At 56.8% G+C, this 19,527-nt stretch carries 16 protein-coding genes and 1 pseudogene; 6 read left to right on the forward strand and 11 right to left on the reverse strand.

Going from position 1 to position 19,527, the window contains the following annotated elements; translation table 11 throughout:
• Positions 1-477 precede the first annotated feature (477 nt).
• The 6 genes from nifH (at position 478) to GGD61_RS35050 (ending at position 6,772) form a co-directional block, all read left to right on the forward strand.
• Positions 478-1,362 carry a nitrogenase iron protein gene (gene nifH / locus GGD61_RS35025; RefSeq protein WP_183232018.1) on the forward strand — a complete coding sequence of 295 codons (885 nt, stop codon included), beginning with the start codon at positions 478-480 and terminating at the stop codon, positions 1,360-1,362.
• 149 nt (positions 1,363-1,511) lie between these two features.
• Positions 1,512-2,246 (forward strand): nitrogen fixation protein NifQ, encoded by a 735-nt coding sequence (locus tag GGD61_RS35030; RefSeq protein WP_183232049.1) that lies wholly within the window; start codon positions 1,512-1,514, stop codon positions 2,244-2,246.
• Between the two features lie 445 nt (positions 2,247-2,691).
• Positions 2,692-3,033 carry a nitrogenase stabilizing/protective protein NifW gene (gene nifW, locus GGD61_RS35035; RefSeq protein ID WP_183232019.1) on the forward strand — a complete coding sequence of 114 codons (342 nt, stop codon included), beginning with the start codon at positions 2,692-2,694 and terminating at the stop codon, positions 3,031-3,033.
• A 977-nt stretch (positions 3,034-4,010) separates the two neighbouring features.
• The gene (locus GGD61_RS35040; protein WP_183232020.1) at positions 4,011-5,120 is read left to right on the forward strand and encodes an electron transfer flavoprotein subunit alpha/FixB family protein; all 1,110 of its coding nucleotides are present in this window, start codon (positions 4,011-4,013) and stop codon (positions 5,118-5,120) included.
• Between the two features lie 11 nt (positions 5,121-5,131).
• Positions 5,132-6,439 (forward strand): FAD-dependent oxidoreductase, encoded by a 1,308-nt coding sequence (locus GGD61_RS35045; protein WP_183232021.1) that lies wholly within the window; start codon positions 5,132-5,134, stop codon positions 6,437-6,439.
• Positions 6,440-6,475: 36 nt separating this feature from the next.
• Entirely contained in the window at positions 6,476-6,772 is a 297-nt protein-coding gene (locus GGD61_RS35050; protein ID WP_183232050.1) for a ferredoxin family protein, read from the forward strand.
• 224 nt (positions 6,773-6,996) lie between these two features.
• Here GGD61_RS35050 and GGD61_RS35055 read toward each other — a convergent pair whose 3' ends face one another.
• The 11 genes and pseudogenes from GGD61_RS35055 to GGD61_RS35100 all read right to left on the reverse strand — a co-directional run bounded on the left by GGD61_RS35055 (position 6,997) and on the right by GGD61_RS35100 (position 19,525).
• On the reverse strand, positions 6,997-7,545 hold the full coding sequence (locus GGD61_RS35055; RefSeq protein ID WP_183232022.1) for a carboxymuconolactone decarboxylase family protein: 549 nt from the start codon (positions 7,543-7,545) through the stop codon (positions 6,997-6,999).
• A 6-nt stretch (positions 7,546-7,551) separates the two neighbouring features.
• A complete protein-coding gene (locus tag GGD61_RS35060; protein ID WP_183232023.1) occupies positions 7,552-8,106 on the reverse strand; it encodes a peroxiredoxin in 555 nt (184 codons plus the stop codon).
• 2,747 nt (positions 8,107-10,853) lie between these two features.
• Positions 10,854-11,122 (reverse strand): annotated as a pseudogene (locus GGD61_RS41520) (nodulation factor fucose acetyltransferase NolL); the annotation flags it as partial.
• A gap of 52 nt (positions 11,123-11,174) precedes the next feature.
• Complete coding sequence (locus GGD61_RS40870) at positions 11,175-11,585, reverse strand: hypothetical protein (protein WP_246786123.1); 411 nt, start codon at positions 11,583-11,585, stop codon at positions 11,175-11,177.
• Positions 11,586-11,730: 145 nt separating this feature from the next.
• A complete protein-coding gene (locus tag GGD61_RS35070) occupies positions 11,731-12,450 on the reverse strand; it encodes a hypothetical protein (protein ID WP_183232051.1) in 720 nt (239 codons plus the stop codon).
• A 57-nt stretch (positions 12,451-12,507) separates the two neighbouring features.
• The gene (locus GGD61_RS35075) at positions 12,508-13,257 is read right to left on the reverse strand and encodes a hypothetical protein (RefSeq protein WP_183232052.1); all 750 of its coding nucleotides are present in this window, start codon (positions 13,255-13,257) and stop codon (positions 12,508-12,510) included.
• A 1,602-nt stretch (positions 13,258-14,859) separates the two neighbouring features.
• On the reverse strand, positions 14,860-15,480 hold the full coding sequence (locus GGD61_RS35080) for a hypothetical protein (RefSeq protein ID WP_246786124.1): 621 nt from the start codon (positions 15,478-15,480) through the stop codon (positions 14,860-14,862).
• A 31-nt stretch (positions 15,481-15,511) separates the two neighbouring features.
• Entirely contained in the window at positions 15,512-17,629 is a 2,118-nt protein-coding gene (gene sctV / locus GGD61_RS35085) for a type III secretion system export apparatus subunit SctV (RefSeq protein WP_183232024.1), read from the reverse strand.
• Between the two features lie 8 nt (positions 17,630-17,637).
• Positions 17,638-18,066, reverse strand: a complete 429-nt coding sequence (locus GGD61_RS35090) for a histidine kinase (RefSeq protein WP_183232025.1) — start codon at positions 18,064-18,066, stop codon at positions 17,638-17,640.
• A 2-nt stretch (positions 18,067-18,068) separates the two neighbouring features.
• The gene (locus GGD61_RS35095; RefSeq protein WP_183232026.1) at positions 18,069-18,602 is read right to left on the reverse strand and encodes a hypothetical protein; all 534 of its coding nucleotides are present in this window, start codon (positions 18,600-18,602) and stop codon (positions 18,069-18,071) included.
• 32 nt (positions 18,603-18,634) lie between these two features.
• Positions 18,635-19,525 carry a hypothetical protein gene (locus tag GGD61_RS35100; protein WP_183232027.1) on the reverse strand — a complete coding sequence of 297 codons (891 nt, stop codon included), beginning with the start codon at positions 19,523-19,525 and terminating at the stop codon, positions 18,635-18,637.
• Positions 19,526-19,527: the final 2 nt, after the last annotated feature.

Below are 19,527 nucleotides of genomic sequence, written 5' to 3' on the forward strand. Positions count from 1 at the left end.
GGATATCAGCGCCAAGAGTCACAGCGCGTTTGCGCGACCCGCCACGGGGCGGACTGATTTGGAATAGCTCGGGCAGGGCTACTCTTCTCGAAAGCTAGCGTTGCGATAGGAGCAGCAAGTCCCGTCCATAAACGGACGTCGAGATGGTTCGGCCACACAGCTTTTCGCGTTGATGGTCGGAGCAGTTTGTACGTTGTCCGACAGCGTCGCAGACCCTGTCGGGTCCAAAACAGCCGACGGACACGCAAGCAGCCGGCGGCATTGTGCAGTGCAATCATAAACTTAAGTGCGCGGTCGAGTGTTGGCATAGCCATTGCTAATATGGGGCAGCAACACTGAGTGAGGGCTGAGTGCACGTCGACGCATAGGCGAGCGATGCGCTCCTTCCCTTGAACCCGTGTGCCCTCGCTTTTGTGAGAGAAACAAGCTCACACAAGAAGCGCGCAACGTTTGGCAAATTGGTTGATGGAGAGCAACATGTCTTCACTAAGACAAATCGCGTTCTACGGAAAGGGTGGCATCGGTAAATCCACCACCTCGCAGAACACGCTGGCAGCACTGGCCGAGATGGGTCAGAAAATTCTGATTGTGGGGTGTGATCCGAAGGCCGATTCGACCCGGCTGATTCTGCACGCGAAGGCGCAAGATACGATTTTGAGCCTTGCAGCAAGCGCCGGCAGCGTGGAGGACCTAGAGCTCGAAGACGTAATGAAGGTCGGCTACAGGGACATTCGCTGCGTGGAATCCGGCGGTCCTGAGCCAGGGGTCGGCTGTGCGGGCCGCGGCGTCATCACCTCAATCAATTTTCTGGAGGAGAACGGCGCCTACGAGAACATTGACTATGTCTCATACGACGTTCTTGGCGACGTCGTTTGCGGTGGCTTTGCGATGCCGATTCGCGAAAACAAGGCACAGGAAATCTACATTGTGATGTCCGGTGAAATGATGGCGATGTATGCCGCAAACAACATTTCCAAGGGCATCCTGAAATACGCGAACTCTGGGGGGGTGCGGCTTGGCGGGCTGATCTGCAACGAGCGGCAGACCGACAAGGAATTGGAACTGGCGGAAGCGTTGGCCAAAAAGCTTGGCACTCAGTTGATCTACTTCGTGCCACGTGACAACGTGGTGCAGCATGCGGAGCTACGCCGTATGACGGTGCTTGAATATGCACCCGATTCCAAGCAGGCCGATCACTATCGGAAGCTCGCTCAGAAGGTTCACAACAATGGCGGTAAAGGAATCATCCCGACCCCGATCTCTATGGACGAGCTCGAGGACATGCTGATGGAGCACGGCATTCTGAAGGCGGTGGATGAATCGGTCATCGGAAAAACCGCCGCTGAGCTCGCAGCCTCGTAAAGGTCGCGAGTCGCTGCCTTGCGAAGGCGCGCGACAGATGCCGGTCTCCCTTACCGTCCCTCCCGGGGGGCCGGCATACTGACAATCGACGGTAGCCAAAATCAATGTGGGACGTTGCAGGCCTCTCGATTGTGAAAACTCAAAAGATTATGTCCGAACCGCACATCCTTCCAGTCATGGCTGAATGTGCTGCCGCCTGTAGCCAGTCACACAGGGGAATTACCGCCTACCGTTTGCTCACCGGTGAGGCTCCTGCTGATGCAAATATCTCCAGCGACTCTAAGCTCGATCGTCATGTCCTGGCGTCCATTCTGGCGGCTGCCACGATGGATGGTGGCTCCCTGCTTGAGAAGGTTGGCCTGTCCGGCCTTGAACTGGCGGCCCTGCTGCAGCAGTACTTTCCCTCAACCAAGATCAATGCCGCGCAGCGAGCTTCGCTCCTCAAGGAGGAAGATGACGAGGAGATCGTAATGCTGCGCGATCTGTTGCTCAAGCAGCGATCTACGGAAGGGGATATCGGAGTATGGCTGGCCGCAATGATCGCACGTCGAGCCATGGAGCCGGACCATTTGTGGGAAGCTCTCGGCTTGCGTAATCGTGGCGAACTCGTTCTCGTGCTGACCCGGCATTTCGGGCCGCTGGCCGCTCGAAATGTCAACAATATGCGCTGGAAGCGTTTTTTCTACCGAATGCTTTGCGAGAACGAAGGCCTTGTGATGTGTACGACGCCCGTGTGCGACCAATGTAGGGAATTCGACATCTGCTTCGGTGAAGAAAGCGGCGAGAGCCGGATGGCTGAGCGTCGGCGCGAGTTGCTATTGCAGGAGGCTGCTCGGCCGGTTGTGGTCGGCGACCAAGCGTCTGAACCAGCCGAAATGGTCTGAGATTGCATCGGCCTCCGAGAATCCGTAGGCGGCCGGGGGCGTGTAGGCGGGGTATAACGCTTGACTGCAACGGCGTGGCGATGCGTCCGACACGGCAGAGGCAGGACTCTCGCAATCGCGAACCCGGTACGCGCGATGAAGGCTGGGGTGAAACGCTTCAGCGATCATAATTAGGCTCGGCGAAGTACCAAAAAACGCGGCTTAAGGAACTCGCGGTAATATTCGAGCAGATTTATAGGAGATGGGCGTCATGCTCGCGGGGCAGAAGAGCCTAGACCGGGCGCGAGACAGCCGGGCCGCACGTGCGATGGTCATGAGTAAGGTGAGTGGGCGTGTATTCACCCGAATCCGGCGTTCATGCCCATTCGAAAGACCAGAACACCTATCGATCGCTTGATCACGAGTTGGCTCTAGCGCCGTAAAGAACAAACGAAGGAGAATGTTGATGATCAACTCGTCCACGGCGTCCGGTATCCTGGATCGGCTCGGCAAGGCCTCCTCGGCAGAGGAGTTTTTCTCGCTGCTTGGCGTCGAGTACGATCCTAAGATCGTCAATGTGGCGCGCCTTCACATCTTGCGGCGCATGGGACAATATTTCGCCCAAGAGCAACTTGCTGATGCCGAAGAGGGGGAGATCAGAGCTCGATGCAAGGCGATGCTCGAACAAGCCTATGCCGATTTCGTAGCTTCGTCACCAATCGAGCAGCGAGTATTCAAGGTTTTAAAGAGAGCCGTCGCAGACCCTCAGGGGGCTGCGGCCTTTGTCCCTTTGACCGAGCTGAAGTGATGTCGCGTTCCACCGTAAGGAAGTGATCTCGACGAGCGAGGAGACCCTGCGTTGTTGTGAGCGTCCTCTTTATTGGAGGCTAGTCTCTGCAGCCATGCCCGACAGGTGACCGTTGTATTGCCGACCGATGCCTGGGATTGCTCGTGCCATCAATACAGCGGCTTTTGAAGTGTCACGCAAGCGATTACGTTCCGCAGCGTTTCTATCTTCTTTGTAACTGGTACGACACTTGCTTTTCTTGGGCTGGTCTAATGATCGATGCCGATAGACGGTAGCGTCTGCGATGAGTGTGAAGGACGACCCATGATGCTGCTTTTACTGGCTGCCGAGCCGCGCGGTGCCCTCGTAGCGAGTATTATGATCCAGCCAGCTACGTTCGCAATAGTCTTGAGCACGGCCGCGGTCTTGTAGAAACGGTGAGACGGTGGTCAATGAAAGAGTGTCCCCTTCGCGCTACTCCTTCAGTGGGTATGCACAGCGTCATGGGAAGCAAATTGGCTCTCGACACCGATCAGTTTCTCTATCTCATGGCGGATAAAAACCACAACGCCAAGAGCGGGAGTACTGTTCCTTGCCGATCACTGCGGAAGGCACGGCATTGCTTGTGCGGCAGAAGCGTTGCCAGGACCGCCCTCGTTGCCACCGCCAACGCGGAGCCGCTGGGCCGAACTCAGCCGCCAGCTCTGCGCAATGAACTGGCTCACCGACTCGTATCCGGAGACGATTGGCTTGAATCACCCGCGGCCCTGGGCAGCCGCGACGGCGCTCGTTCGTCTCGGTGGGCAGGGCTCCGGTTAATCTCGCAAAGTCGGTCGAACGGGTACTCTATCGCCACAATGCAAATGCTTGCGCGACCGGTCAACGACGCAGGCGGAGCAGAGCGATTGACCATTTTCTGACCGAACGTGACCTTCAGTTAAAGAACTTAAAAAAAGCAACCGGGGCGCGGGCGCGCCTATCGTTGAGAGGAGCTAGACATGAGCAACGTCAGCAGAGCGACCATGCCCCCGGGGAGCAGCCGCGCAGCAGCCAGGAAGGAGCTCCCGGAGCACTTCAAGTCCTATAAGCACGTCTGGGTCTTCGTCGAGTTGGAGCGTGGCCAGGTGCATCCCGTTTCCTGGGAACTTATGGGTACGGGGCGCGGTCTTGCTGACAAGCTAAATGTAAATCTTGCGGCGGTCGTTATCGGTCCGGAGGGGCAGCACACACGCAACGCCGCGCTTGACGCATTCTGCTATGGCGCCGATCTGGCATATCTCGTAAGCGACAATGTTTTGTCGGATTATCGCAACGAATCCTACACCAAGGCGCTAGCCGACCTCGTCAACACCTACAAACCCGAGATCCTGCTGCTGGGTGCGACGACGCTCGGTCGCGATCTCGCAGGTTCCGTTGCGACGACCCTATCGACGGGACTTACGGCCGACTGCACGGCGCTGGAAGTCGACGCGGATGGCTCGCTTGCGGCGACGCGCCCGACCTTTGGCGGATCGCTGCTCTGCACGATCTATACGCTGAATTATCGCCCGCAGATGGCCACCGTCCGGCCGCGAGTTATGCCGATGCCTGAGCGCGTTGCACGCGACGCCGCTCATATCGTCGTTCACCCACTGGGCCTTGTGGAAGACGATGTTGTGACAAAAGTATTGTCGTTTCTACCCGACCGCGATGCGGAGACGTCTAATCTTGCCTATGCTGATGTGGTTGTCGCGGGGGGGCTAGGACTAGGCTCTTCCGAGAACTTTCGGTTGGTGCGCGAGCTCGCAACTCTGCTTGGGGCGGAATATGGCTGCTCGCGTCCTGTCGTACAAAAAGGTTGGCTTACACCTGACAGGCAAATCGGCCAGACAGGCAAAACTATTCGGCCGAAGCTCTATATTGCTGCCGGCATATCAGGAGCGATCCAGCACCGGGTTGGCATCGAGGGTGCGGATCTGATCGTTGCGGTCAACACCGACAAGAACGCTCCGATCTTCGACTTCGCCCATTTGGCGATCGTCAGTGATGCCATGCAGTTGCTGCCGGCGCTGACGGCTGCTTTTCGCGCGCGGCTTGTGTCAGAGTCGCGCGCACGGATCGCGGTTTAGAGGAGATTCGGATGATTGAAGAGAGATTCGATGCAATCGTGGTCGGAGCTGGTATGGCCGGCAACGCGGCGGCATTGACGATGGCGAAGCGCGGCATGAAGGTGCTGCAGCTCGAGCGGGGTGAATACCCCGGATCAAAGAATGTGCAGGGCGCTATCCTCTATGCCGATATGATGGAAGAGCTGGTCCCAGACTTTCGCGAGGAGGCGCCGCTCGAACGCCACCTGATCGAACAGCGGTTCTGGATGATGGACGATCGCTCCCATGTCGGCGTGCATTACCGTTCGGAGGACTTCAACGAGGAGCGGCCGAACCGCTACACGATTATACGAGCTCAGTTTGACAAATGGTTTTCTTCCAAGGTGCGCGAGGCCGGCGCACTCGTGCTGTGCGAAACCACCGTTACAGAGCTCGTGCGAGACGGCCGTAAAAAAATCATCGGTGTTCGTACGGATCGCCGCGACGGCGAAATACATGCCGACGTGGTCGTGCTCGCTGAAGGGGTCAATGGCCTGCTCGGGACGCGTGCAGCCCTGCGCGCGCGGCCGAGACCCGATAACGTTGCGCTGGCGGTCAAAGAAATGCACTTTTTCCCTCGCGAGACCATCGAGGCGCGCTTTAACCTCAACGGTGACGAAGGTGTCGTGATCGAGGCGGCTGGTACCATTTCCCGCGGCATGACCGGAATGGGATTTATCTACGCCAATAAAGAGTGCATCTCGCTGGGTATCGGTTGCCTCGTCGCAGATTTCCAGCGCACGGGCCAGACGCCGTACGGCCTACTCGAACAATTCAAGAGGCATCCCTCCGTGGCGCCTTTGATGGCAGGGTCAGAAGTCAAGGAGTATGCCGCGCACCTCATTCCCGAAGGCGGCTACAAATCAATTCCGCAGCTCTATGGAGACGGCTGGGTCGTGGTGGGCGATGCTGCACAACTCAACAATGCCGTTCATCGTGAGGGCTCCAATCTTGCGATGACATCCGGCCGTATCGCCGCCGAGGCGATAAGTCTCGTCAAATCGCGCGGCGAGTCGATGAGTGCAACAAATCTGTCGATCTACAAGAAGATGCTGGATGAGTCTTTCGTCATCAAAGATTTGAAAAAGTATAAGGATTTGCCGCCCCTAATGCATACCCACTCCCAAAACTTCTTCCTCACCTATCCGCAGCTCATCTCCAAGGCGATGCAGAACTTTGTGCGCGTTGATGGTACACCGAAGGTAGAGAAGGAGAGGGCGAGCCTCAAATCCTTCGTCAAGGCGCGGTCGTGGTCGGGCCTGGTCGGCGATGCTTGCCGTTTTGCCCGCGCCTGGCGCTGACCGCAAGAGAGAAGCTTAACAATGGAAAGCCAAAGCATGAATTGCGAACCCACAGTGCGCGTCGAAGACAAGCTGTATTACAACCGCTATCTTGTCGATGTCGGACACCCCCACGTCAAGGTCCGTGCGCACACAACGCCATCGCCACAGCTACTTGCACTTTTGAAAGTCTGCCCTGCCCGATGTTACGAGCTCAACGATAACGGTCAGGTCGAGATAGCAATTGATGGCTGCATCGAGTGCGGTACCTGTCGGGTTATCGCCGAGCCGACGGGCGACATCCAATGGAGCCATCCGCGCGGGGGATATGGCGTGTTGTTCAAGTTTGGGTGATGGCGGACGAAGGATGTGGTGCGACCGAGGCGGGGCGACAGGAACTCATGCTGGTCCGATGCGCATACCGTGACAATCGTAGGGCCGCGGGATTCGGCGCGACCTCTCCATGAGAACTGGCGCTGCCGAAGTTTCCAACGTGACGCCGGTTCGCTAGCTGCAGAGAGCTCTTGTGGTGCGAGTGAGTGGAACTCAAGCCCCGTTGGTGTCGGATTGTAGCGCGATCAGCCCATCGCCTGAGGGCGGGCGGAGCCAGGAGTGTCGATTGCGATCGCCACTGATTGGGTGATCGCAGCGAAACGCACGGCTGTGTGTATCGCTCCGGAATCGACGCCCGCAGCTCTTAATGTCATCTCATGGGCATCAATGCAGGCACCGCAACCGTTTATGACGGAGACCGCAAGCGACCACAGCTCAAAATCTGACTTGTCTACGCCGGGATTGCCAGTCACGTCCATACGCAGCCGGGGCGGCATCGTCTTGTATTCCGGGGCGGAGACGAGGTGAGCGAACCGGTAGTAGATGTTGTTCATTGCCTCCACTGAGGCCGCGGCTTTCGCCGCGGCGATCGCTGCAGGGGGCATCACGTGAGACGCGTCGGACTCGATCGCGGCAACCAGGGTTGCATTTCTGGTGGCCGCCGCACTCGCCAGCAGCAGCCCGTATTTGCGCTGCGGCGAAAGTGTCTCATCAGCCACCAAGGAGGTCAAGTTTACCCTGACATCGTTCGCGAAGTCAGGAATCCTGGCGTATATGTCTTCGATCGAGGACATGCCGCGTCAGGCAACTTTCAAAGTCTCGCCGCCGATTTCGCGGTTGCAGGGACAGAGTTCGTCCGTTTGCAGCGCGTCGAGCACTCGGAGCGTGTCCTTAGGACTGCGTCCGACACGGAGATTAGTCGCATAGACGTGCTGGATCGTGTTGCGGGGGTCAACAATGAAGGTGTAACGATAGGCAACCCCTTCGGGTGATCGCACTCCAAGGCCGTCGACGAGCGTTCCCTTCGTGTCGGCAAACTGCCAGATTGGTAGATTGTGCAAGTCGACATGTGAGCGTCGCCAAGCAAGCTTGCAGAATTCATTGTCGGTTGAGCCGCCCAGAACAACCGCATCGCGGTCAGCGAAGTCGTTGGCAAGCCGGGCAAACTCAGCGATCTCAGTCGGACAGACGAAGGTAAAGTCCTTGGGATAGAAGAAGATGATCTTCCATTTTTTCGGAAAGCTCCTTTCGGTCAGCGTCTCAAATGCACTCTGCCCTTCTTCTTCCTGCGCCTGAAAACCGGGCTTGACGCCCGTGATGTCGAATGGCGGCAACTGACTTCCAATTCCGAGCATGCTGTCCTCATAAACTTGCGTTCTGTAGATCGTTGACGTCTCCGTTGAAGCAAGCCATATGCCATCGTTCTCGCGCGAGAAGTTTACCGGTCTGTGGACAGGCATGCTCGCACGTCGGTAGCGTCAATAGCCGGTCTTCTGGAAATGTTGTAGTTAATCTCTTTCTGCTGCGGACCCCTCCCATGAGTTGGTGTGTAGGCGACGCATTCAACCTTTGCGGAAGGCATAACGTTGCCGCGAGCGCCTGCGTTGTCCTACAAGCGTTTGATGCGACCTGATAAGGCTGCGCCGGAGAAAAGACCTGGTTCTGCGCCTCGTAGACGCGGGCTGACAGTGTTTGCAGCAGACTAACGTCTTCAGCAGGCGACAGCAGTTCCGCGGACAACGCTTAACGAGGTCCTCCGCCTTTACGTTTGTCGTGGAGCTTCACTAAATGGTAAAGCGCAAATGCGCTAAGTCCGAAAAGCGCTGCTAAGAATTCTACGACGTGCAATGTGGTCGGCGTCAGGGTTCCTAGCGGATTGGCGGATAGATAATGAACCATCTCAATTGGGATATTTTGATCGCCGCGGAGTTGCGTTCGATAACTCCAGCCCTAGGCGGTGTGACATCGTGGATTGGCCAATTGTTGGTCGCTACAGCAACTGTCTCCAGAGTGAGCGGACGACAATGTGAAATTTATGGCGGATGCCGGTGCCGGTGCAGTGAGCGCGCTAATGCTGAAGATCAGGAGCAACGTGAATTTGTTATTGCTTCGGACATGCTGTGGTTCATAGGAGTAAAGCACTGCCTGTCCCTGGCCTATGTGCTTCCAGCGAGCCGCTCCATTTTTCGGCGTGCAAAACCACCATTAAACGAAGCCTGCTAGGGCGAGCAGTTCTCGCTGGCGCTCGCGTGAGCCGCAGCCGCCCCCAATCTGCCATTCGGCCGGCGCTGAGCTTCGGCACATGCTGGACACCTGCTCAGCGCTCGCTCGACGAACCGCGAGGCCTGCCAAACCTGCGCCGAGTCGTCGCAAACGCCGCTGCATGTCCAAGTCGCCGCTTGCGAGATTTGACGGGAAACATCCCGATCCGCGCCAGGTTCGATAGAAGTTGCTGCGAGGGGAATCCGAAGCAAAGAGCCTTGAGCTTTGCTGGCTGATCTGAAGCATGGATCGCGCCCGATAGTCATAGCGTGCGCGCTATCGGGTGCGAGCAAAGTCAAAGCGAAATCCATTAAGATCAATCGGATAAGTCTCATTGGTACTCCGGCCCGGCGGCGACTGCTTCCCTTCGCGAGATATGCTCGATGTCTCGGCCAGCAAATCGCGTGCCGTGGGTAGGAATAGCACCGAAACTAACTCGATCTACGCCTCCTGCAGTCTTCGTCCGCCGCAACTCTTTGTCGGGCTTTTGACACTCGCGCTGGTAACCACCCATGCAAAAAAAGGTGATAAGAGGGACGATAATGAACCGCATCTTATTGATGCTTAGGCGGATAATGCTGCCCTTTGTGTAGACGCAGATTTCCGCCGATCGATTCCATGGATGTCCTTGGCGCGCCTTGACGAATAGGGGAAGCTTCATCAAGGAAATCGGGCCTTTCGTAAACGAAAGCAGGCGATTAAGCCTGGAGTCGTGTCTGCCCGAAGGGGCGTTCCCTCAGAACATACTTACAACTGCCGAAGACTAAAAAGAGCTTGAATCGGCGGTAGCGTCAGGTTGTACGCCTTTGCGAAGGAGTGCGCGATGTTCGAAGCGAGGATCGGCACACAAGCGCTAAGTATCGACCAGGGTGTATCGCGGTCTTGCAAACGACTCGAGTGTTTTGTCCAGACTCTGATGCCGGCGCCCTCAATCAGGGGGCGCAGCATGACAGCCGCAGCCGCCGAGGGCACTCGGGTGAAGAGAACAGGCTTCGGGAGGAACAATTACAGTGAAGGACATGCGGCCCAGAACAGGATGCGTGGAGCAAGAGCTACGAATGAGTTGTACCTGCGATCTTCATTTGCGTGTGGTCGCTCTTGCCGTCATATTAATCGCGGCATCATGGTGGACCGGACGCGCTGATGCGCGAGATCTTCGGGCTGAGCGGGTCTTGACGTCATGCAGATCAGAAGTAATGCGTTTCTGTGACCGATTTAAAGAGCGTGGCGATGAGGACATAGCCATTTTTTGTCTTAGGGGAAATTTCGAGAGCTTGCGTACCCAATGCCGGCGCATGATTCCAATCGCCGCAAAGAGAAGTGACGGACCGGTACGGCGTATCAACAAGTTTCCACTCGTCCTCCATCGAGAGACGGAGCGGTCCGAGCGACAGATACAAAAGTCTAGCGTCAGCGAGGAATTCAGACGACGGTCGCCGGAGCTCGGCCAACTTGGTGACCGAAAGCCGATCTGTCTGGAAGTGTCCACCTGTTCAGATACCACTCGTCAACGGGCAGATTGAGCTCCGTGCAGCAATTGGTCTCCATCACGATTGTGGGAATAGCTGCCATAAAGAGCGTCCTCGTGCACAGAAGTCGTGTGAGCACTTGAAAGCTCATTGGACTAACCGGTCTCATAGGAAAGCAGCCAAGCGCCCCCCCCCGCAGCATCGAGGTCCTCGTGGATGCCAGAGGCAGCCCAATGGAACTAGTCTGACGGCCCCGCAGCCCATCACCATCCCGGTGCAGAGCGACTGCGACGCTCCGCCAGAGGCTGCGGAGAGTCAACGAAAGCCAGCGCTACGATGTCAAGAGGGTTTCTGACCGGACGCGCACGACAGCTCGACTTTTGCGCGTGCTGATCTGCCGGACGAAGGGCGCGGGGTGGAGCCCCTGGAATGAGCTGAGATAGATATGGAATGTCGCGCAGCTTCGGCGCACCAACAGCGTGATGACAACAATCGCGCTCCCCAGAGTTCCCGCACGGCCAGCTTGGTTCTGAGATCGGAAGGCTCTGCATATGAGGCGAAACACCGTACCCTGCTGCAAGTACAGCACCAGCGTGCTCTGTCCTATTTTAACTCGACTTGAGTGGCAAAATCTCCAGCATGAGTTGGAGCAATGGTCGCATCGCGCGCTCTTGACTGGAGGTTCACTCGCTTCATTCGATCTCAGTGCATTTTGGGAAATGCACTTTTGGACTCAAAATCAAAGGTAATGCTATCGATAAGAGCCGTTCAAAGGCAGAAAGCTGTTCAATTAGACGCTTCTCAGTGGCCACGCGCGCCGCACCAGCCAGGCCACTTTTTAGTAATCTACGGCGGCGCCAGATTTCGTTCCTCAGCCATCTGATCTCACTGAGTGTATCGTCAATTGAAGTCGTCATCGATGTGGTCCGCTTCGTCCCTCGAGAGTCGAGCATAGCCATGGTACGGGTGGCGCATTCTTGTGTTACGCCTTGCTGCCGCGTAGTGCCAGCGACTTTACTCTTGTAGGGGCTGGAACTAAGCAGCCCGTCCGGATCAATATCACCATCGCGCAGCGGCTGTGATGAGGAGTTTCCGCGGATCATGGGGTTTTGCGGCGCTCCTATTGGCTGACTTGCATAATTCCTGCACGGTACGTGATTGATTGGGTACGCCAAAAGATGACTAACCGATCAAGCTGCACGATTAAGAGGCTCGATAGAAAGAACGGGCGCCGAACAGATCGGAATCTCAATCGGCCCTTGTGTAACGTAGGCTGTCGATATCTGTCCCCCGGGATCGAAAGGGACTTCGAACCATCACGCTAGCATCAAGGTCGCGAAACATGCTGTAAGTCTGACGGATCCACTGATGCAGCTCGGTCGACCAGTCCTTCTCGTTGCGCAAATACTCAGTGAAGGAAAAGCCAAGCCGGTCAATATATCGGTTGAGGAACGGCGGAAGCGCGGCAATCCGAAGAATGCGGTCGCCGTGCATCGCTTCACATGGCCCGCCGCGCAGCACGTATTCATTGTGAATGGTAACCAGCGAGGCTGGCGGAATTCGCCGCCGCAGCATTTCGTACTTGCGAAGAGAAATGCGTTCAGCGCCGGAAACGAAGAGGATCATAGGAGCGACATAGCGGCGTGCCGTCTCCTTTATGAAGCCGACCTCCTCGCACAGTTTGAAGAACTCGTCGAAGGCGTGAAAGCCAAGATCGATTACCTTGGGTACCCGATCGTGGATGACAAGAGGGTCCATGAGCTGCATCTTGCCATAAGTGTCGATCAGATCCGCGGTTTCTGTGATGTTTGGCAGGTAGTCGACCAGCGACGGCTCGTTCAGGTTGACGTCCAATGACAGCGCTGTGCCATGTTTTAGGAACAAGAACTCGCTCATGATCCGGGCGATGAGAGTTTTACCGACGTGCGGGCTAGGAGAGCAGATGAGGTAGATTGGGGTTGCTAACATAGCCAGCAAGTCAGTTTCGATGCGTACGAGGTTAGCCGAAGCTCACCATATATGAGGCTAATTCTCGCCGGCCCGAGCGGTGGCCTTGGCGCCGGCCAATTCCGTCAAATTGATGCGATCAAATTCCCTCCAGACATTTGCCAACCAGTGCCGAACATAGCCGCGAAGCACGAACGAGTTGTTCGCGGGTTCATCGTTGCGCCCTTTGTTTGCCACGAAGTCTACAAAAGGTACGGATGCGACCTCTACCTGCTCATAGGCCATCTCGTTAAGTTTTGGTATGACCAACTCGGTCGCGTGTTTGATGCGGTGAAAATACGAATTGTACGTCGCTTGGTCCCACTGGAAAAACTGAGTGTCGTTGATGAAGTTTTTGACTAGATAGTACTTCGCGCCGTTCATGAATGTCGCGGTTTCAGCGATCTCGTCTAACGAAGCAATAGAAGATCCAAGGATATGGAACACGGCGAACGTAATCTGGCCAGCGCGCGCAGAGTCGAGAAATCCGATGTCGCGTAAGGACGCCAACGCCGATGATAGTAAGCCGGCGCGAGCATCGATGACCGTGACGGATAGCCCGGCATTGAGTGTGTCGAATATCTTCATCTGGTCAGTCGTCGTCGTCATGTCGACGATCTCAGTGATCTCGGGATAAAAACGCTTCAGCGTCCCCCGTGGCGACTCCGTATCAAAAGCGCGTGTTTGAACGTTGTTGACGCGGAAGTAGTCCAGTAGCGTTCGTGATACGGTCGTCTTGCCGACTCCACCCTTGTCCGCACCTACCACAATTACGACTGGCTTCACCATAGAAATCTCCTGAGACGCTTGTGCCGTGCGCAAGATGCGCAACCGACGCTGCTCTGCTTTAGGTGTGAACATGGCAGAAAGAAGGGTCAACGAACGGCTCATGCGATCGCTCCGCTTTTGATGAAGGTTTTCAACATCAAGTGAGCGAGGGTAACGGATCGCAGCGACCATGCAGGCCGAGATGTAGCGTAAATAACTTGTACTCGCGGTCTACGTGAGGTTTGCGAGCGACGCGAATGCGAGGCGCCATCATATCGATTGCGTCGCCATCTGGATTGGCATCAAGCGACCGATCCTTACGTAGCGTCGGTTTACCAGCTCGGGGAAGCGCAATTGAAGCGGGCCACGATGTCCACGGTTATGGCTCGGGAATCAACAAAGGTCCGCTGGCCAGATCGTTATCTGGCGTGCAGATGAGTGCCGAGAGATGAGCCTGCACGACCGATCTCTCACTCTGCTGAACGATATTGGGATATCCGGGCGCTGAGAGGGGTCTCTAAGGCAAATGGCAGGGATGACATCTGTTCACAGGCGAGATTATCGTTTCATCGAGAACGAGATCGAGAGGTGAGTGGGTCTTACGCCGACGGAGCAACATCGGCGGCGAAGCGACATCGAGAGCGCTCCGCAAAAAGAAAGGGCGTACAACCAATACGACCAGCGATTGCGCCTGCGCTGACAGCGGCTTCCTCTCGGGTACTGAGTTCGCCGATGAATTACGTGGTGGAAGTCGGTACTAACTTGCAGCGATGCCCTGGCGCGTGTGCGGTCTCGCTGGGCTGCTTCCGTGGGCGCGGCGTACGGTGTACATTATCCTTGTGAAGGGCTTACTCTGGCGAGCCGTTCTTTACTAGGTAAGCTCTCAGATGCGAGGTGCGTGTCCAGTTCTCCCTTCTTCTGACCGTCGGCTTTAGATAGTGGGTTGGCATAGTCGGGCTCTGCGTAAAGCAGCGCCATCCTCGTCTTTATATGGGCAACCATCCGAGCGTTGCAGGATACCTCCCTAGGCGCTTGAGGAGCATCGATCCCGCTGGCGCGCCAGCCTTGCGGCGTAACGCAGCTCGAAGACAGGTGAACGCGGCGAAGGCGGATACCTACTGCAACAATTAGGGGCGTGGAAAGCAGGAAACGCCGGCTTCATAGCTGCCGCCCAAGGCCGCCGAAAGAGGCAATCCTCTGGCGCTGGGAAGAGCTCCGGTCCGAATATCGCTGGTGTGACTGGAAATGGAGAGAATTAGGAGCGAGCCATTTGGTAACCGGCTGGCACCTCGCCGAGTTGTGACGAAGGCGCGGAAGCACGGTGGAAGGATCGTTCGACACTGGCCCGTTCGAGACGGCGCGAGGTTCGTGCCATCCCCAAAGGGTCAAAGGGCTTCGTCTGCGTTGTCCTGGAGCGTGCGCAAAGAACGGTGGAGGTGCTCATGGGCCGAGCGAGAATGAGTCGCGCGACGGTCGAGCCGCTCAGCAAAGGTCTTTAAGTCAAGTCCGGCAGAAACTTCCTCGCGCAGGCTCTGCGGATGCTTTCGCCCTAGCGGACGCTGTGCCAAAGCCGCCGCCTGGTAAGGCTAGCCGTCGGCAAGCTGACAGCAAAGTATCGAGACGCTACCGTTCCGAGCCGCTCCCGCATTGGCTTGCTCCAGATAGCGCCGCTAAGTGGCGGAAGTCCTGCTGCGGTGCTGGGTTGGCGCCGCTGGTCTCCGTCTTACCTTCAAGGGCAAGGGACAGTTTCAAATTATTGCGCAGCATCGGGTTTGCGGGTTCCGCAGCGAGAGCTTGGCGGTAGAGTTCTTGGGCCTCGTGATGCCTGCTCTCTTGATCGAGAACAACTGCTTTGGCATTCAGTGCGCGCAGGTCGCCAGGGGCTGCCAATAAGATCCCGTCGAGCACCTCAAGCGCATCATTCGGGCATTTGCGTGCCAGCAAGCCCCGCGCAAGAGGAATTGCCGCATCGACATTGTCCGGTTGTTGCTTCAGCGTGTCGCGCAAAGCCTTCTCGTCAGCATCACGGTCGAGGGCGTGAGTGATGCGCTCACGCATAGCAGGATCGACCTCCTTGGGCCCGAACAGCTCTGCTGTGGACGTCGGCTGCTGTAAAAAACCAGACTTGTGCGAGCCGGCACAACCTGTGAGCAGCACGATGGCAAGCATGGGGAGAAAGGCCAAGCACGAATGGCGATGAAAGTTACGCCAACGCCGCAGAACATTAGTCTTATGTGAATTCATAAGCGATCTCACGACCCAACACCTACGCTCGTCAGCCAGCCGCAGGGAGGAGGTCACGATAGCCGCCTGTAGGAGCTTTGTCCTTGGCAGGCGCAAGTTTTACGGAGCCAATCGGCTGGACGGTGAAATCCGAGGCGAGATCCTGATAGGAGAGAACAGGTAGGTCTATTCCATTGCGGGTGAGAAAGCCGCGGACGAAGCGCCGGATATCCATCGAGCCCAGGATTACCGGCTGGTTCTGACTGCGTGCGATACTCAAATGGATCTGCCGAAATTGCGCAAGCAGCATCTCGCTTTGCCGGTCCTCCAAAACGAGGTAGGGACCGACGGCGGTCTCGCGAACCGCACTGCGCACGATATCCTCGGTCTCACGCTCGACGATAAAGGCCGCCACTACACGATGGGCATTGGCATAGCGGTGACAGATCTGTCGCTTCAGCGCGGAGCGCACATATTCGGTGAGCAATACGGCGTTTTGCTCTCGTTCGCTCCATTCTGCAAGCGCCTCCAAAACCAGACGGGTGTTCCGTATCGGAATGCCCTCGTCCAGCAAACGACGTAGGACATCCGCTATCCGAGGGATCGGTGTCGTGCGCAGCACCTCTTTCACCAGATCGGCATATTCCTGCTCCATCCGGCCAAGCAACTGACGCGTCTCCTGGATGCCCACGAGGCGCTGTGCATAGCGTGTCAACGTCGACTGGACCCTCAAGGCGATTATTTCGCTCGGACGGTGATGCCCTATTCCGGCAGCTTTGAGAGCAGGCGCATGGCCTTGTTCGATCCAGATCTGATTCGTGTCCGGGTCGTGCCTAAAGGGGATCCCGCTCAAGTCAATGTTCGCCACGTCGTCGTTAAGTAAGAGTTGTGTAGGATCAATGGCGCCCTCTTCCACGGGCACTCCTTCGACATCGACCCGGAATTGCGATTGCGCCAGGTGCCTTGCACTTTGAGCGGGAATGCGCGGAATTGTAATGCCAAGATCAGCCGAAACCAGGGCCGAAACCCGAGCGACACGCTGCTCCAGTTCCCCTACGTCGATCGCCTGCATAAGGTTCGGCGCTAGCAACAGCGTAATCGGAAGTGCCTCCGCGGGGACAGCTTGCTTCTGGCCCTGTGCGGAAGCAGGAGCCGTACCGGTGAGACCAGTACCGACCTTGGGAGCGGTGTTGCCCTCTTGCATGCCAACTTTGAAAAAGCTGGCGGCGGAGAAGAGGGCGGCCAGTATGACAAAGGGGAGCAAAGGGAAGCCAGGAACCAACCCCATCACAAGCAAGACACAGGACGCCAAGCGTAGCGCTTGTGTGCTGGCCGTAAGTTGGTTGACGATATCGGCGCCGAGATTGAGTTTGGAAGGACCGTTGACACGAGTGACAATGGTTGCGGCGGTAATTGACAGCAACAGAGCAGGAATTTGTGAAATGAGCGCATCACCGATCGTCAGGATCGTGTATTGATGCATCGCGTCCTCGAGGGACATGCCTTTGGAGAGCGATCCGATCGTGATGCCGCCCAGCATGTTGATGCAGATGACTATGAGGCCGGCTATGGCATCGCCCTTCACAAATTTCATAGCGCCGTCCATCGCGCCGTGCAGTTGGCTTTCTCGCTCCAGCGCGCCGCGCCGGCTGCGGGCTTCGTGCTGGTCGATATGGCCGTTGCGCAGCTCCGCGTCGATTGCCATCTGCTTGCCCGGCAAAGCATCGAGCGTGAAGCGCGCCGATACCTCCGCCACCCGTTCGGCGCCCTTAGCGAGAACCATGAACTGCACCATGGTCACAATCAGGAATATGACAATGCCGACGGCGATGTTGCCGGATATGACGAAATCGCCGAAAGTATGAATGATGCTGCCGGCATCGCCCTCGGCTAGAATCAGTCGCGTCGTTGCAACGGTAAGAGCGAGACGAAAGACGGTAGAGATCAGTATGACGCCCGGCAGAGACGAAAAGTCGAGCGGCGTGTTCAGATACAGGGCTACCATCAACAGCAATATGGCAAAGCCCAGATTGAATCCGATCAGCATGTCGACCACAACTATCGGGATCGGCATGATCATCATTCCGATCGCCAGGAGGAGCATCAGCGCGACCATTAAATCCGGGTGAGCCGGCGCGCGCGTGATGAATTTTCTTAGAAGGTTGGCCATGAGAAGCCTTATTGTTGTTCGATTACAGCTGTGCTTCCCCGCAACAAAACATAGCGTTTGAAGAGGGCTCGTGCTTCGGTCATGCGGCCAGCGTGACGCAGGGCGTGGCTGCGCATCAGCATCAAGGGCAGACACGAAGACGGCTCGTCATCCAGTTTGACAAGCTGGTCCAATACCGACAGTGCCTCGTCGCCGAGTCGCTCCGAGATGAGAGCGTAAGCCAGGATCCGGAGCAGGCCGATGTCTTGAGACTGTTCGTGAGCGACCAGCCGTAACAGAGCCACGCTTTTGGCGCTTTGTCCGCACGCAAGGTGGGCATATGAAAGCACGCAGAGCAAATCTCGCTCAGGCCCGGAGATCAACTCGACAGCGCCGGTTTCGGAAACGATTGCCGGCTGTGCAGATGCGACGTGTTGCACTTTGTCTGGACCGGTCATTGCTAACCTTTGATCAAGCCGTTGTGACTCTGCCGAAGCAGGATTAATCGCTGCAGCTCCAGTCGCAGAAGGGCGGCCCCTTCACGCGACACCAAATCCTCTGCCGAGGCTGATAGCTTATCAGCCAAACGCTCCAGAAGAAGGCCATGTTGCTCTGGACGCAGAACGTGCGAATGACGTAAGCGCGGCGTCACGAAGGAGAGCAGACTGTTCGCGAGATTTAGCTCGTTAGACCAAGCGAGTTCCGAGCCCGGATCGCTCCGAGGCAGGGCGCCCGCCTCGTCCAGTTTGATGCTCGAAACTGCATCGATCGAACTGAGCTGTAACGTGCTCTCGACCGTGGCGTCCACCAACCGATCCGGCACGTCGCTATGACGAGAAATTGAGGGGTGGCTGTTATCATTGCCACGGGTCCGATCAATCCCGATGGACTTGGCTCGAGAATTAACCTGCGTCATGCTAGTTGCATGATGATCGACGTTTGGCTCCTGAAAAGGGGTGCCAGGCTTGACGGGATTGGGGGGCAGCCTAGTCATGGCACTTTCCTTCGTTACCTGCGGGCTAATCGCTAATAGGGTAAAGTGGCACGCCGGCCATCTCGGCTCAACAGAACACGCTCTTTCTCAATCCCGTAGACGGTCCATCCATTGCTCAGGAGCGCGCCGACGAAATACTTTTGACCAGCAATGACGATATAGGGATCGCTCCCGCGCCAAACAGCCTGGACCCCAATTGTGGGGGGCGTCTTCTCATCCTTGAGCGCGACCGCATTGACGAGCGTATAAGCCCCATTGCTATAGTGATCAAACCGCTGCTGGACGTCTCGCCATGTGGCGAGCGATGCGGGCGGAACGGTACCGTCGGCAGTGACAACGCCCCCTTGAGAGCCGATCTTGATGCCGACAAGGCCCGCTCTATCAACTTCCTCTTGCAGCTGCTTGGCAGCTGCATCGGTGGCCAGAACATCCGGAGTGCTGAGCGCCAGCTTGGGTGTAATCTCAGTAGCAGGTGCCGGCGGACTTGACGCCATGGTGGTGTCGGTCTGGACAAAACTGGATGAGACTGCGCCAATCGCAGCAGAGCTGATCAGGATCAAAGCGAGAACTGCGAGCAATATACGCCGGTGATGGATGGAGCTAGCTTGTTTGTAGTCCCCGATCGTCCAGCGAATGGACATCCCCCCGGCATGCAAAACGACAGGAAGAGGGACAACAATGGGCTCTTTCGGTAAAACTGTCTCGTGACCCTCGATCCTGACGCCCCCCGCAAGGGTCTCAATCTCGATTGCATTGGAATGGGGGGTGACACGAAGATGGTGCGGTTCGAGGCCTTGTTCGACGAAGATTAAGTCTGCATCGAGGCTGCTGCCAATCAGACACGATTCGCCCTTTATTTTACTTGTCAGCCCGGAATAAGGTCCCGACAGCACTTCGAAATGCGGGCAATTTGGTTCAATCACGG

It is taken from the genome of Bradyrhizobium sp. SBR1B (genome assembly GCF_014198205.1).
Classification (GTDB): domain Bacteria; phylum Pseudomonadota; class Alphaproteobacteria; order Rhizobiales; family Xanthobacteraceae; genus Bradyrhizobium.